The following is a 15,124-nucleotide window of genomic DNA, read 5'->3' as shown; positions in this document are numbered from 1 at the left end:
CATCTCTTTTATACCAAGGTTTTTGCATGAAGTTGCTTGCATTGGAAACTGCAAATGAGCAGTGTTCAGTTTCACTAATTGATGACACACAAGAACTCTATTTTCAGTTGGATGAGCGAACAAAGGCACAAACTCAAACAATTTTGCCTTTAACAGAGCAGGCTTTAATTCAGACACAGACACAACTTTCTGATTTAACAGCAATTGCATTTAGCCGAGGGCCTGGTTCTTTTAGCGGTGTGCGCATCAATGCTGCAGTTGCACAAGCTTTAGCATGGTCGCATGATTTGCCAGTTATACCTGTTTCTACTTTACAAGCTTTAGCTCAAGCAGCATATCGACTAACCGGTTTGAAACAAGTTTCTGCTGTTTTAGATGCACGAATGCAAGAAGTGTATATTGCAAATTACAGCTTAGATCAGTTTGGTATTATGCAAGCAATCGATGAAGAAAAACTATTAGCTTATGAGCGTGCTAGCGAATACTGTAAGTTTACACCAATTGGTTCAGGTTCAACTCTCATAGAATTTATGCAAGAAGATGAATCTAAAACCTTAAATCAAACTGTTGCTGATATCAAAGCAACTGCGCACGATATCGCAACCATCGCACGAGTTTATGCAACTCAACAAAAATGGGTTGATGCAGAACATGCCTTGCCAGTTTATTTACGTGATGATGCGTGGAAAAAAATTGCTGATCAGGGTAAACCAAATTAAGGTGAGTTATGGATATTTTATTGCTATTTAAAGCAGCCATAATGGGATTGGTTGAGGGTATAACAGAGTTTTTACCCATCTCAAGTACAGGTCATCTTATTTTGTCTGGACAGTTGCTAGATTTTTGGACTGTAGAAAAAAGAGATATGTTTGCCGTTGCAGTTCAGATCGGTGCGATTGCTGCGGTCATTTATGAGTATTGGGGAAAATTATGGGGTGCTCTGATCGGAGCAATGAAAGGTCAGGAGCAAGGTCGCCGTTTAAGCCTAAATTTAATTATTGCTTCAACTCCTATTGTGATCATTGGATTAACATTTGGTGATGTGGTTAAAGCTTATTTATTTAATGCCATTACTGTTGCTATCGCTTTAATCGTTGGTGGTTTTATTATTCTTTGGGCGGAAAGACGCAAGCATTTAGTTGTCAGTTCTGAAGTGGATGATTTGACTTTTAAACAAGCAACGTTGATTGGGTTAATTCAATGTTTTGCTTTGATCCCTGGTACCTCACGATCGGGTTCAACGATAATTGGTTCTTTATTTTTAGGGATATCACGTAAAGCTGCCGCTGAATTTTCATTTTTCTTAGGTATTCCTGTATTGATGGGTGCAGGTTTACTCGATATGTATAAAATGCGAAATGATTTACATAGTAATGATTTAGCGGTACTTGCAGTTGGAATTGTGGTTGCTTTTATTTCTGCTTTGATCGTGATCCGTGCCTTGATTCGATATGTTTCTAAACACGATTTTACGGCATTTGCGTATTATCGTATCGGTTTTGGGGTATTTATACTTGCAACATGGTGGACAGGTTGGGTGCATTGGTAATGCGAATGATATGTTGGTATCAAGCAGAATATGAACAATCATTTCAGCAACTTCAAGCTCGTTTTTCTGAACTAGATGTAAAACTTGAGGGTCATGTTGTAGAGAAAATTAACTCAAGATTTTTACGTTTGAATCCAGATATGGCATTGGTGTTGGACGAAGATGGTTTAAGTCTCAGTGCAAATGGCATGAAAATGCAGCCCGATTGGTGTGCTGAAATTCCTCGTTTAAAAAGAGCAAGTTTAAAATCAGAAATGATAGCGAGGGCATGTCAACTTGGAGAGAAACCAACACTTATTGATGCTACCGCAGGGTTGGGACACGATAGCTTGCTTATGGCACATTTGGGTGCCAATGTACGCTTAATTGAGCGACATCCAATTTTATTTGTATTACTGGAATATGCTAAGGCACAAGCCGAAAGAGATTCTTTTTTACAAGCCACTATGCAGCGCATTCAACTTATACATGCAGACTCAAATTGCTATTTAAATGAGTTAGCACAGAAAGGTGAATATCTAGATGTTGTTTATCTTGATCCGATGTTTCCCCAGCGTGATCAAAATCAGCAAGCGATAAAAAAACAGGCACAAGTCAAAAAACAAATGCAGTTGTTGCATATGTTATTACCCGAAGATGGTGAAATGGATTTGGGTGATCAACTACTCGATTTAGCTAAGAAAATTGCAAAAAGAGTAATTGTTAAACGACCACGCCATGCAGTTTATCTTGCTGAACAACATCCTGATCATCAATGGTTAGGGGATGCTTGTCGATTTGATGCTTATTTTCCAAAAGGTTAAATTTGAGTCTTTTTATCAGATGATTGTTTGGCTTAGGTCAATGCTCGGTAAAAATTTGTGATATAGTTCAAAAGCATGATTGCTAAAAAATTCTTGCTAAGCTTACACTACGGTTGCATATATTAACGATTTTGAAAAAGCGACATTTAATCTATAACGTTTGGCATATTTTTTAGTTTAGGCTTAAGAAGAGATACTCCCGAAGAATTCTATGATAGATCTCAAACCCTCCATTAATATCTGGCATGATTTCAAAAGTAACCAAATTGCTGGAATGTGGTTGTTCCTCGGGTCCCGCCGTTCATTACAAGTGGTTCATCCTTCTATCACTCAGCTGATCCTTTGGGGGATTTTAGGTGGCTGTACAAACTCGTTATATAGTTGGTTAGTAGCTGGTCAAGTAGGTGATTTTAACCCTCAAGGTCTCATTGGCTATGCGCTTTGGCCATTCATTGCCTTGATTGTCGGGATTTTTCTATCTCAACGGATGAACCAAGCACGTTTGATGTTAGTGCCTGCTTTACTCTGGTTGGTTCTTGATACCAATATTTTGCTCTTACAGTGCTTGATTCAGTATTTAGGATCGAATGGATATCTAAACTTCATACCTGATAGTATCTATAATGGTTTTTTACCACCATTCTTTGTGGCTTTATTTGTTTGGCAAAGTTTAGCCGTAATTTGGGTGTTCTCACGTGCGCTGAATTGGCCTTGGTGGGAGCGAGCTCTCGTTTTTATCGCAACGATTGCAACGATGGTGGTTTGGCAATTATCGGTGAAAGATCAACCGATTTGGAAAGTCGAAGAAACTCCTCCAAGCTTTTCAGAGGAAGCCTTTTATGCTCAGAGTAATTTATTGCAACAAGCATTAGATAACATCCAATATGGCGACATTGCCCAAAGTCACTGGTACTTTTTAGGTGTTGCAGGTGATAGTTATGTGGATGTTTTTAAATCTGAAGTTGAGCGTATAAAAGAGCAGTTTGATACACGCTTTGGAACTGTCGACCGTTCTATCATGCTGGTCAATAACCCTGCCACGCGTTTAGAAGTACCAATAGCTTCAAAGACAAGTATCGAGCTTGCTTTGCGCCGTATCGGTCAACAGATGAATCGTGATAGTGATGTTTTATTTCTTTATATGACATCACATGGTGAAAAAAATCATTTTGAACTAGAAAATGCACCACTTGAATTAGGTCAGGTCGATCCAAAATGGTTACGTGAAACTCTGGATAAGTCAGGTATTCGTTGGCGAGTGATTGTAATCTCTGCATGTTATTCTGGAAGTTTTATTCCTGCATTACAGTCTCCAGAAACATTGATTATTACCGCATCAGCAGCGGATAAGACTTCTTTTGGCTGTAATAATGAAGCAGATTATACTTATTTCGGTCGAGCTTTTTTTGATTTGGCGATGCGTGAACAGTCTTCAATGAAAAAAGCCTTCGAACAAGCCAAACAAACGGTGACACAGTGGGAAACTGCACAAGGTTTTGAGCCATCTGAACCACAATGGTCAATTGGTCGTAATATGGAACTCATGCTGCCGCAATTAGAACCATATTTATTCCCTACTCAAAATATTACAACAACAGACATTACAAAAACACAGGATGATCAACATGCAGCTACTGCAAAAAAATCGTTGTTTTGAGGGTGAACAAAGGATTTATCAACTTGAATCACAACACCTCAAAGGCTCAAGTCGCGTTGGTGTTTATCTCCCACCAGCTGCTTTAGATGGCAAACCTTGTTCTGCGCTTTTTTATCTTGCAGGGCTTACGTGTACTGAAGAAACATTTGCAATAAAAGCACATGCACAACGCATGGCAGCAAGATTAAGTCTTATTTTGATTACTCCTGATACATCTCCACGTGGAGAGCACGTTGCTCAAGGCGATCATTGGGATATTGGGCAGGGTGCTGGTTTTTATATTAATGCGATTCAACAACCTTGGGCTGAGCATTATCAAATGGAGTCATACATTGTTGATGAACTCTATGCTCATGTTTTGCAAGAATTTCCAATCATTGAAAATCAGGTTGGAGTTTTTGGACACTCAATGGGTGGTCATGGTGCCCTAACATTAGCATTTAAGTACCCAGAACTTTTTAGATCGGTCTCGGCATTTGCACCGATTTGCGCACCAAGTATTTGCCCTTGGGGTGAAAAGGCATTTAGTCAATATTTAGGACAGGATCAACAACGTTGGGCAGAACACGATGCAACTGCATTAGTGCAGCAGAAAGGGGCTCAATTTGAAGAAATTCTGATTGATCAAGGTTTAGAAGACCAATTCTTTGCGCAGTTAAATCCTGAAAAATTTAAACAAGCTTGTTTAGAGTCTGGCCAGCATATTACTTTACGTTTGCATGAAGGCTATGATCATGGTTACTATTTTATTCAAAGCTTTATCGATGATCATTTGCAATTTCATGCTATTCAATTAGAAAAGAATGCTTAATCTTTGAAAGAAGCTCATAATGAGCTTCTTATTCTTGATGAGTCCAATTGGCAGCGAATTCCTGCTGAGCCATTCGATTCAAATGATCTATTACAACTTGCTCTAGGCGCTCAACATCATCTTGTTGATTTTCAATGATAACCTCTAAGTATTCCTGTTGTGCTGTGAGTGTCACCGTTGCAGTAGGCATCAAAATTTTTGAATAGATTTCAGTTTCTTCAACTTCAAATTTATGTTTCCAGTGATTGAGTAAACGTTTAGCGATTCGTTTACCTTCGACTGTTTCAATTTGTGTAGTACTCTTCATCATACGACTTCATTTTTTGTATCGAAAATTACCTTAGCAAATAACCAATGATAAAAAAATAGTAACTCTGCAACGTGGTGTTGCATGTTTGCAATGCTCGAATAATCACTTTCTAACAGCCCTAAACAGTATGAATTTGTTATAATCACGGAATCATTCCTTCGTCATTGTCAGGTTATCCATGTCCAAGCCTTATCTCATTGCTCCTTCAATTTTATCTGCTGATTTTGCTCGTTTAGGTGAAGATGTAGAAAAAGTTCTAGCTGCAGGCGCAGACGTTGTACATTTTGATGTGATGGATAATCACTATGTTCCGAATCTGACCTTCGGTGCAGGTATTTGTAAAGCATTAAAAAATTACGGTATCAAAGCACCAATTGATGTACACCTCATGGTTTCTCCTGTGGATCGTATGATTGGTGACTTCTTGGAAGCAGGTGCCGATATCATTACTTTCCACCCAGAAGCGACAGATCATATTGATCGCTCTTTGCAGTTGATTAAATCAGGTGGTGCAAAAGCAGGTTTGGTCTTCAACCCTGCGACACCATTACATTATCTTGATTATGTTTTAGACAAAGTTGACCAAATTTTATTAATGAGTGTAAACCCTGGTTTTGGTGGGCAGAAATTTATTCCGATGACATTAGAAAAACTTCGCCAAGCACGCCAAATTATTGATGCAAGTGGTCGTGATATTCGTTTAGAAGTGGATGGTGGTGTAGGACCTGCAAATATTCGAGAAATAGCAGAAGCTGGGGCGGATATGTTTGTTGCTGGTTCAGCAATTTTTGGTCAGCCAGATTACAAAACAGTGATCGACCAAATGCGTGCAGAGTTGGCTAAAGTTGGTGCAAAACAAATTTAGTCTATTTAACCTATTATATACATTGGGCTGTGGATAACTTTGTTTATAACTACGTGGATAACCGTGTTGATAAGCGAGTGGATAAGATGTTGTTAAAATAAACAAAATGATTTCAGTTGTTTATATTCACAGCAGTTTGAACGAAAAAGGACAAGTTTTTGTCCTTTTTTTTGTGCGCTAAATTATTTATTTTGCTCTATTTTTACTCATGAGTGATTTTTGCAAATATTGTAGAATAAAACAGCATCACTCTGTTTAAAGTTGTTGAATATTGCATAATTTGAACATAAACAGGATTGTGCATAACTATGAAACAACTTATGCTTAATATAGATAAAGATTCTGATCTGTGGATAGGAATATTCAGTGCTACATCTCAAAAGATACAAACATATGTGGTTTGTGTTCCTGATGATATTTTTCATCGGGGGGGGGTAATGTCGCCATTGCAGCTGTACATGCAATTCATACTGAGCAATCCACTGTAACTACTCAGGATATGCCGTGTCACAAGATGCAAATGAAAAGTGAACAGCATCATCAAATGCAAATGGCACATCAAGATATGACGAGTTTGAGTAAATGTCATGACCAACAAGTGCCAAATCAGCAACATTGTGAAGATTGTAATCATCCATCACATTGTCAAACGGTGAGTTTTACACTCGATCAAAATATACCTGAACTATCTGCTTTATCTGTTTTTGAACGACCTGTTCATCTAATAACAGCATATCAAGCTCGACACTTAGCTGGATATTGGCAAGAAATTCTTCGTCCTCCCAAAGCCTAATCTATCAGCCACTCAGTCTTTTCTTAACTTCTTATAGTTAGGGAAATTTGATGAATCAATAGATTAGGATTATTTCATGTCTTCAAAATTATATGCTGGCGTTATTACGAGTTTCGGTCTCTTATTCGCGCCCTATAGCATGGCTGCAATCAAAGAGTATCATCTTAATATCAACCAAGAGATGGTGAATGTCACAGGAAAACCTGTTCAAAGAATTACAGTGAATGGCAAATTTATTGCGCCTTTGCTGGAGTTCGAAGAAGGGGATGAAGCGGTCATTCATGTCCATAATCAACTTAAAGATCAAGACACCTCTCTGCATTGGCATGGTTTACTTTTACCAGGGCTTATGGATGGTGTTCCGGGCTTCAATGGCTTTAAAGGTATTAAGCCAAATGGTAGTTTTGAGTATCGTTTTAAAGTACGACAAAACGGAACTTATTGGTATCACGCACATAGTAAAGGTCAGGAACAGGATGGTTTATATGGTCCTTTGGTCATTTATCCCAAAGGAAAACAGCCTGTAGCCAAACATGAGAATGCTGAACGTGATTATGTAGTGATGCTTTCCGATTTCCATGAAACGAAAAGTGACAAGATCATGGCAAATCTAAAAAAATCAGCGGAGTACTATCAAAATCAAAGAGAAACTGTCGCTGATGTTTGGTCACAAGTGAAAGATCAAGGTTTGAAAGCTACATGGCAAGATCGTTCGATGTGGAATCAGATGCGCATGCTGAAAACTGATTTATCGGATGTCACTGGCTATACCTTTTTAGTGAATGGGAAAACACCACAACAAAATTGGACAGGTGCTTTCAAAGCAGGAGAAAAAGTTCGCTTACGGTTTATCAATGCTTCGGCGATGTCTTTTTTTGATGTGCGAATTCCTAATTTAAAAATGATGGTTGTCAGTGCTGATGGTCAGCCTGTCCAACCTGTTCCAGTCGATGAATTTAGAATTGGTGCAGCAGAAACTTATGATGTAATTGTTGAACCAACTCAAACGCATTATCAAATCCAAGCAGAGTCAATTGATCGTTCTGGTTTTGCAATCGCGTCATTGCAGAATGAGATGAAGCCAGCACAACAGACCGTGACGATGCCGGCAGCGCGTCCACGTGCATTATTGACCATGGACGATATGGGACATGGAGCGCATGCGCAAGATGAAACGAGCAAAATGGATCATAGCCAGCATGCTGAAATGGATAAGTCTAAAATGGATCATAGCCAACATACTCAGATGAGTAAGATGGCAATGAATCATAATGCGCATGGTGAAATGGATATGGGCGATATGAACCATAAATCTCATGCCGACATCAATATGAGCGAAATGCATCATCATTCGGATAAGCAACAATCCTCTATGTCCGTAACAAATCAACATAAACCACAAGCTGTTCAAGGTTGGGCAAATGCATCCACACCTGTCGGCCATAAAGCATTGCAATATACTGATCTAAGAGCATTAACTCCTCAGCCGGATACGCGTGCTGCAGAAAGAGAACTCGTGATTCGTTTAGGTGGGACGATGGAACGATATATTTGGACAATTGATGGTAAAAAATTCAGTGATAAAGATTTTGAACCATTGAAAGTACAGTACGGTGAGCGAATTCGCTTGAAGTTTGTCAATGAAAGTATGATGGCACATCCTATGCATTTACATGGCATGTTTATGCAGCTAGAAAATGGACAAAGCGCAGCCGATATGCCAAATAAGCATACCGTGATCGTACCACCCGGTAAAACCGTAACTGCATTACTGACAGCTGATGAATTAGGAGAGTGGGCCATTCACTGTCATTTGCTCTATCACATGAGTGCAGGAATGATGAGTAAGTTGATTGTTGCGAATGTCAATGAGGCAAAAACAGCCACTCAACCAACATCTACACCAGTTCAACCATCGATAGGAGAAAGCCATGCACATCATTAAGCAGTCTTCGAAGATGAAACGATATACACAGTTGATCGTGGTGAGTGGTATTGCATCCTCTTTGGGAGGATTTGCTCATGCCCATGAAGCTCATAATCAAATGTTGCAGATGAATCAAGCCTCACAGCAACAGATGGTTGTGATGGAAACGTCAAAGGCAGATCATCACAAACATGAACAGTCCAAACTTGCATATTCAAGCGATGTTCAAGATGCAGAGCATAGCCATCATGACGAGCATGGCGGGCAAATATACCAATCAACCAGTTTAGAAAATGCTTGGGCGGTAGATGAGGATGGTAAGGGTAGTGTAAGCACCGAGTTAAAAACATGGGTGGGTACAGATGAAAATAAAATCTTCATCAAAGCCCATGTTGAGAAGGCTGAATCAGAAAAAGCTGAAACTGAAGCAATGACTTTATATAGCCGAAATATTGCAGATTTTTGGGATATACAGGCGGGTGTACGTTATCAATATCAACCAGAACATCAGCTAGATCAAGATCAATGGAGTGCTGTATTCGGTTTGCATGGTTTAGCACCATATTTCTTTGAAACAGAAGCTTATGTTTTTGCTGGACAAGATCAGCGTTGGCAGTTGAGTTTAGAAACCAGTCGAGACTTGCTATTTACACAAAAGTTAATTGCTCAACCCTATTTGAATGCAGATGTGGTATTGAGTGATGAATCGAAATATGCAAAGAAATCGGGGTTATCTAAACTACAAACGGGAGTACAAGTGCGTTATGAGATCAATAAAAAACTTATGCCTTTTGTAGATGTAGCATATGCTTATCATAAAGGTGCGGAGCAAACACCATGGCAAGCTGCTTCTGAAAGTGAAAAGGGTTGGTTATATGCTACGGGATTAACGCTAAAGTTCTGATACTTTGTCTAAAAAGTCACTTTACTGAGATACTGTTGGTTTATACTAACAGTATCTTTTTTGAGTCATTGATGGTGTATAAATGGCTTTAGAACAACAAAACAATCAAATAACAGTAATAACAGATTCCCTCGAAAAGATTAGCAATCAATCGTCTTTTTCAGATTCACAGCGGAGCAATAATAGTTCTATGCAGGTGAGCTATTATTATATTCCTCTGATGAAACATGATCAGGATGTACAACGAATCAGAAAAGCATTAATTCCTTTCTCGGAAGTATTAATCGAGCATCATATAGATTTAAACTGTAAGCACCTCACGTTGTACCATCGAGATGATTTATCTCTGCTCACTTATAAACTTGAGTGTTTGAATTTAAGGGTGGAATTGCAACAAACCATGTCGCATTACGAACCGATTCAGATCATGATTGATCGACATAAGGGTTCGATACAAGAGGAATCTATAGATTCATCTAAGCATAATTATTTTTACCAATTCCAGATTTTTTTGAAGACTATATTTCAGCATTTAAATCAATGGATGAATGCGATACGAAACAAAAGGGATAAATGAGATGCCTAAATGGATGTATTGGGTATTAGCAGTCGCATTTGCATGGTTAATTTGGACAAATTTTTTAAAACCTGTTCCTGATTTAGATCAACTCAAGACACAACAGAATGTTCAAATCATTGAATTAGAAAAGTATGAAGGTTCTTTCCGTGTCTTATCCAAAGAAGATTATCATTGGGGAAGAGAAGCTGAATTTTCACCGATCGACATTGCGGTCGGTTGGGGAGAGATGGCGAAACCGCAAGTGTATGAGCGCATTGATATTTCTCAAAGTAATCGTTGGTATTATTGGAAAGTTGAAAATGAGCCACCTATTTCATTAAGAGAGATTGCAACACATAGTGCCAACATGCATTTAGTCCCAGCAAATCCTTCTGTGGCATCGCAAATGAAGAAGATAAAAAAAGATGATTTGGTCTATTTAAAAGGTTCATTGATTGAGATTCAGGCTTCAGATGGCTGGCGATGGAAAAGCTCTTTATCTCGAGAAGATACGGGGAATGGTGCTTGTGAACTCATGAAAGTTGAAAGTATCGTTTGGCAGTAATAGTTGTATTAAGAAATTTTAATTATTTCAATTATTTAAGTTGTCTAGATACACAACAATTCACACAATTGCGCATTTTACAGTAAACTGTTCAACTAAGGAGGACGACCTCCTTGCAAAGAATCACGTTGGGACGACCTGACTATTGATAAAGTAGACTGTTAAAAATGGCTTGGGCAATTTTAATCTTGGCGGGTATTTTTGAAATTATTTGGGCATATTCTATGAAAATGTCTGAAGGTTTTACTAAGCTAACGCCAAGCATCGTGACTATTGTTTTCATGATTTTAAGTGTTGTTTTATTGTCGATTTCAATGCGTTCACTTCCTTTAGGTACAGCATATACGGTGTGGACAGGGATTGGAGCGATTGGCTCTTTCGTGGTGGGTATTCTCATTTTGAATGAGCCGATGACCGCAATGCGAATGATTGCAGCAGTGTTGATCGTATCTGGTCTGATTTTAATGAAATTGTCTTCAAATTAAGAAAATTCAGCATCTTATCGGATTGAGTAAGCTGAATGGAACAAAGCCTATGGGGAATTTTTAATGCAATTGGTTTATATGTATATGGATTCTCCTGTAGGTGCATTAAAACTGGTAGCACATGATCAGGCTTTAGTTGCAGTCATGTGGGATAATGAAGATCATAAAAGAGTTCGTTTAGCAAAGCCCTTAGAAGATCATCAACATCCGATGTTACAGCGAGTTAAAAAACAATTAGAAGAATACTTCGTAGGGCAGCGCCAACAATTTGATTTACCTCTTGATTTTCAAGGCACTGATTTTCAGCAGCAGGTTTGGAAGGCTTTATTGACGATTCCTTACGGGGAAACACGTAGTTATAAAGAGATTGCACTCCAGATTGGTAATGAAAAAGCTGTACGTGCAGTGGGTGCTGCTAATGGTAAGAATCCGATTTCGATTATTGCGCCGTGTCATCGAGTGATTGGATCGAGTGGGGCATTGGTTGGTTTTGCTGGTGGGTTGGACAAGAAGCAGATTTTACTCAGTTTAGAGCAAAGTCAAATTCGATAATCTGTATTGTTAATACTCGATTTTCATTGCTTTTTGGAATAAGCTACGGATGTAAGCTGTAAGACCCTATCTAAATAATTGATAAATAATTACTAGCATGACGGTGTCTTGTCTCAAGTATATCAATTGTCGGATAAACCTTCGGTTCGACCTACTTTTGTTTTGGCAAAAGTAGGCAAAACCATTGTCATTCACAGAACCTGTTGGACTCTTGCATTCTCTTTATTCTGTCGCAGAAACAATATATTGCAGATACCACGCAGGCTGTGAATGACTTTATCGAGTATCTAATGGTGGAGGTATAGTTTTATGGTGATTATTTTCCCGATCTTTTTCTTATTAAATTGAATGGAAGTTTAAAAATGGCTGTTGGTGACGTAACAATGCCACTTATGCATGTGGTGCAGGGTGTAAAAATTGGCTCAACTGAGGCGTATGTACGTTATCCAAATCGACGAGATCTAGTCATTTTTGAATTTGCTGAAGGTTCAAATGTTGCAGGTGTATTTACTCAAAGTGCATTTGCTGCTGCGCCGGTTTTGCTTAGTAAAAAACACTTGGCAGAAAATACACCACGTTATTTGATTATTAACACTGGTAATGCAAATGCGGCAACAGGAACTGTAGGTTATAAAAATGCAGAAACGACGTGTGCCAAATTAGCGGAATTAGCAGGTGTCCAAGCGAATCAGATTCTACCTTTTTCAACAGGTGTAATCGGTGAGCAACTTCCGATTGAGCGTTTAGTTCAAGGTATTCAGCCTGCATTAAATGATTTAAATGCGGATCGTTGGGCTGAAGCTGCTTCTGGCATTATGACCACAGATACTACTCCGAAAGGTGCATCTGAACAGTTTGAGCTTGATGGAGTGACATACACCATGACTGGAATCAGTAAAGGTGCGGGTATGATTCGCCCGAACATGGCAACCATGTTGAGCTTTGTTGCAACAGATGCACCAATATCAAAAGTACTTGTTCAGCAACTTTTACAAACGACTGTCGAGCATTCGTTTAACCGCATCACAATTGATGGCGACACTTCAACCAATGACTCTTGTATCTTTGTAGCAACAGGTCTAGCTGGTGGCGCAGAAATTGAGTCACAAGATGACCCTCGTTACCAACAAGTGCTGGATGTACTTGCGCGTATTATGAATCGTTTAGCACAATTGATTGTTCGTGATGGTGAAGGTGCAACTAAATTCATTACGGTACAGGTGGAAGGCGGAGCCAATACCCAAGAGTGTTGTGATGTTGCTTATAGTGTTGCTGAGTCACCACTCATTAAAACAGCTTTGTTCGCTTCTGATCCAAACTGGGGGCGTATTGTAATGGCGATTGGTAAAGCAGGTGTTCCAAACTTAGATAGCAGTAAGGTTCAAGTGTGGTTAGGTGATGTACAGATTTGCTTGGATGGTGGTGCGAATCCTGACTATACCGAAGAAGCAGGCGCTGCTGTGATGGCTGAGAAAGAAATCACGATTCGTATTGATTTAGGACGAGGTGAAGCGAAAGACACAGTTTATACCTGTGATTTTTCTTATGACTACGTCAAAATTAATGCCGATTATCGTTCGTAAATATGCGTTATAATAAAGCCTCCACAGTGGGGTTTTTTATATCACTCATATGTGGACGAAGTGATTCATCCCAAATGATCACCCTAGATACCCACGTTACATGTTTGCTGTGATGCAAGCACGCAGGATAGAGAAGACGTTTTATGAATGATGCGAATTTAATTGCGAACGAAGCCAAAAATATTGTGCAGGCGCATTTAGATCGTTTGGGTGAGCCAAAGGACCATAGCCTCAGCCCAGAAGTGAAACAAGAAAAGTTCGCACAAATTGCAGCTGAGCTTAAAAAGCGTGATGCTGTCCTTGTTGCACATTACTACTGTGATCCTGATGTTCAAGAGCTTGCAGAATTAACAGGTGGTTGTGTTTCTGATTCTCTAGAAATGGCGCGTTTTGGTCGTGATCATGCTGCATCAACTCTCGTAGTTGCTGGGGTAAAGTTCATGGGAGAAACAGCAAAAATTTTATCTCCTGAAAAGACAGTATTAATGCCTACACTTGAGGCAACCTGTTCTCTGGACTTGGGTTGTCCAGTAGATGAGTTTACAGCATTCTGTGATCAACATCCCGATCATACTGTCGTGGTGTACGCCAATACTTCTGCAGCTGTGAAAGCACGTGCTGACTGGGTAGTGACTTCAAGCTGTGCAGTCGAGATTATTGAGCATCTTGATAGTTTGGGTGAAAAAATTATTTGGGCACCTGATCAGCATTTAGGACGTTACATCCAAAAGAAAACGGGTGCTGATATGTTGTTATGGGATGGCGCGTGTATCGTACATGAAGAATTCCGTGCACGTGGTATTGCACAAATGAAAGCGCTATATCCTGATGCAGCAGTTTTAGTTCATCCTGAATCGCCTGAATCTGTAGTAGATATTGCAGATGCAGTGGGAAGTACTTCGCAACTGATCAAAGCAGCGCAGACTTTACCGCATAAACAAATGATCGTAGCTACTGATCGCGGTATTTTCTATAAGATGCAGCAAGCAGCACCAGATAAAGAATTATTCGAAGCGCCAACGGCGGGTGAGGGCGCAACATGTCGTTCGTGTGCACATTGTCCTTGGATGGCAATGAATGAGTTGGATGGTATCTTGCACGTGTTACAACATGCTGATCAAGAAATACACGTCGATCCAGCATTGGCTGAACGCGCAAAATTACCGCTCGATCGAATGTTGAACTTTAGTGCTTCTCTAAAGCGTTAAAATGCTTGTTAAATATACATTTGATAAGGAAAAATCATTTTTTTTAAAACTAGGTGTTGACGTGATGCGACGTCAAGCCTAGAATGCACACCGTACCGCACGATGTGCGATACAATAAAAGCTGAGATAAATCGGAGCATAGCACAGCCTGGTAGTGCACCTGGTTTGGGACCAGGGGGTCGTAGGTTCGAATCCTACTGCTCCGACCATTTAAAAGATGTTGAAAAACATTATTTTAAGATCGGCGAAGTATCGCTTGATAGTATTATCATCGTTATGCGCCTGTAGCTCAGTTGGATAGAGCATCCGCCTTCTAAGCGGATGGTCACAGGTTCGAATCCTGTCAGGCGCGCCATTCAGTTGGTAGCTTGGTACATAGAACCAAATGTTATGGTGGATGTAGCTCAGTTGGTAGAGCCCTGGATTGTGATTCCAGTTGTCGCGGGTTCGAATCCCGTCATTCACCCCACAAACGGAGCATAGCACAGCCTGGTAGTGCACCTGGTTTGGGACCAGGGGGTCGTAGGTTCGAATCCTACTGCTCCGACCATTT

15 protein-coding genes, 4 tRNA genes and 1 pseudogene are annotated in these 15,124 nt (G+C 39.7%); 19 read left to right on the top strand and 1 reads right to left on the bottom strand.

All coding sequences use genetic code 11. The annotated features are described in order from the left end of the window. Positions 1-26: 26 nt before the first annotated feature. The 5 genes from tsaB to fghA all read left to right on the top strand — a co-directional run bounded on the left by tsaB (position 27) and on the right by fghA (position 4,820). Positions 27-719 carry a tRNA (adenosine(37)-N6)-threonylcarbamoyltransferase complex dimerization subunit type 1 TsaB gene (gene tsaB / locus F948_RS04765; RefSeq protein WP_004960577.1) on the top strand — a complete coding sequence of 231 codons (693 nt, stop codon included), beginning with the start codon at positions 27-29 and terminating at the stop codon, positions 717-719. A gap of 8 nt (positions 720-727) precedes the next feature. Beyond that, the gene (locus F948_RS04760; protein WP_004960574.1) at positions 728-1,549 is read left to right on the top strand and encodes an undecaprenyl-diphosphate phosphatase; all 822 of its coding nucleotides are present in this window, start codon (positions 728-730) and stop codon (positions 1,547-1,549) included. Then, positions 1,549-2,352 (top strand): class I SAM-dependent methyltransferase, encoded by an 804-nt coding sequence (locus F948_RS04755; protein WP_004960571.1) that lies wholly within the window; start codon positions 1,549-1,551, stop codon positions 2,350-2,352. Before F948_RS04760 ends, F948_RS04755 begins: the two co-directional genes overlap by 1 nt. A 211-nt stretch (positions 2,353-2,563) precedes the next feature. Continuing rightward, positions 2,564-4,009, top strand: coding sequence for a C13 family peptidase (locus F948_RS04750; protein WP_004914392.1), 1,446 nt, complete (start codon positions 2,564-2,566; stop codon positions 4,007-4,009). Next, a complete protein-coding gene (gene fghA, locus F948_RS04745) occupies positions 3,978-4,820 on the top strand; it encodes an S-formylglutathione hydrolase (RefSeq protein WP_004914389.1) in 843 nt (280 codons plus the stop codon). The genes F948_RS04750 and fghA overlap by 32 nt, the downstream gene beginning before the upstream one ends. 28 nt (positions 4,821-4,848) lie before the next feature. On the opposite strand, the gene F948_RS04740 is transcribed toward fghA, so the two are convergent. Further along, on the bottom strand, positions 4,849-5,127 hold the full coding sequence (locus tag F948_RS04740) for a DUF2218 domain-containing protein (protein WP_004960569.1): 279 nt from the start codon (positions 5,125-5,127) through the stop codon (positions 4,849-4,851). Between the two features lie 181 nt (positions 5,128-5,308). Between F948_RS04740 and rpe the strand changes: the two genes are divergently transcribed. The 14 genes and pseudogenes from rpe (at position 5,309) to F948_RS04670 (ending at position 15,121) form a co-directional block, all read left to right on the top strand. Further along, positions 5,309-5,995, top strand: a complete 687-nt coding sequence (gene rpe / locus F948_RS04735) for a ribulose-phosphate 3-epimerase (protein WP_004914382.1) — start codon at positions 5,309-5,311, stop codon at positions 5,993-5,995. A gap of 393 nt (positions 5,996-6,388) precedes the next feature. Continuing rightward, positions 6,389-6,788: pseudogene (locus tag F948_RS04730) on the top strand (hypothetical protein). Between the two features lie 76 nt (positions 6,789-6,864). Continuing rightward, positions 6,865-8,733, top strand: coding sequence for a copper resistance system multicopper oxidase (locus F948_RS04725; protein WP_004960563.1), 1,869 nt, complete (start codon positions 6,865-6,867; stop codon positions 8,731-8,733). Further along, on the top strand, positions 8,720-9,619 hold the full coding sequence (locus F948_RS04720) for a copper resistance protein B (RefSeq protein ID WP_004960558.1): 900 nt from the start codon (positions 8,720-8,722) through the stop codon (positions 9,617-9,619). Before F948_RS04725 ends, F948_RS04720 begins: the two co-directional genes overlap by 14 nt. A gap of 82 nt (positions 9,620-9,701) precedes the next feature. Next, positions 9,702-10,196, top strand: coding sequence for a hypothetical protein (locus F948_RS04715; RefSeq protein ID WP_004960556.1), 495 nt, complete (start codon positions 9,702-9,704; stop codon positions 10,194-10,196). 1 nt (position 10,197) lies between these two features. Further along, positions 10,198-10,743 carry a hypothetical protein gene (locus F948_RS04710; protein ID WP_004960552.1) on the top strand — a complete coding sequence of 182 codons (546 nt, stop codon included), beginning with the start codon at positions 10,198-10,200 and terminating at the stop codon, positions 10,741-10,743. A 167-nt stretch (positions 10,744-10,910) separates the two neighbouring features. Beyond that, positions 10,911-11,228: a DMT family transporter gene (locus F948_RS04705; RefSeq protein WP_004952367.1), complete on the top strand. Its 318-nt coding sequence runs from the start codon at positions 10,911-10,913 to the stop codon at positions 11,226-11,228. A gap of 63 nt (positions 11,229-11,291) precedes the next feature. Continuing rightward, complete coding sequence (locus tag F948_RS04700) at positions 11,292-11,780, top strand: methylated-DNA--[protein]-cysteine S-methyltransferase (protein WP_004960547.1); 489 nt, start codon at positions 11,292-11,294, stop codon at positions 11,778-11,780. Between the two features lie 362 nt (positions 11,781-12,142). Beyond that, positions 12,143-13,363, top strand: coding sequence for a bifunctional glutamate N-acetyltransferase/amino-acid acetyltransferase ArgJ (gene argJ, locus F948_RS04695; RefSeq protein WP_004914356.1), 1,221 nt, complete (start codon positions 12,143-12,145; stop codon positions 13,361-13,363). Positions 13,364-13,506: 143 nt separating this feature from the next. Continuing rightward, entirely contained in the window at positions 13,507-14,571 is a 1,065-nt protein-coding gene (gene nadA / locus F948_RS04690) for a quinolinate synthase NadA (protein WP_004914354.1), read from the top strand. A 132-nt stretch (positions 14,572-14,703) separates the two neighbouring features. Further along, a tRNA-Pro gene (locus tag F948_RS04685) sits at positions 14,704-14,780 on the top strand. Positions 14,781-14,849: 69 nt separating this feature from the next. Beyond that, positions 14,850-14,926 (top strand) — tRNA-Arg (locus tag F948_RS04680). 38 nt (positions 14,927-14,964) lie between these two features. Continuing rightward, positions 14,965-15,040: transfer RNA gene (locus F948_RS04675), tRNA-His, on the top strand. A 4-nt stretch (positions 15,041-15,044) separates the two neighbouring features. Continuing rightward, a tRNA-Pro gene (locus tag F948_RS04670) sits at positions 15,045-15,121 on the top strand. Positions 15,122-15,124: the final 3 nt, after the last annotated feature.

It is taken from the genome of Acinetobacter junii CIP 64.5 (assembly GCF_000368765.1).
Taxonomy (GTDB): Bacteria; Pseudomonadota; Gammaproteobacteria; order Pseudomonadales; family Moraxellaceae; genus Acinetobacter; species Acinetobacter junii.
The sequence above is the reverse complement of the archived record's forward strand: the minus strand, read 5'-3'. Positions and strand labels throughout refer to the sequence as shown.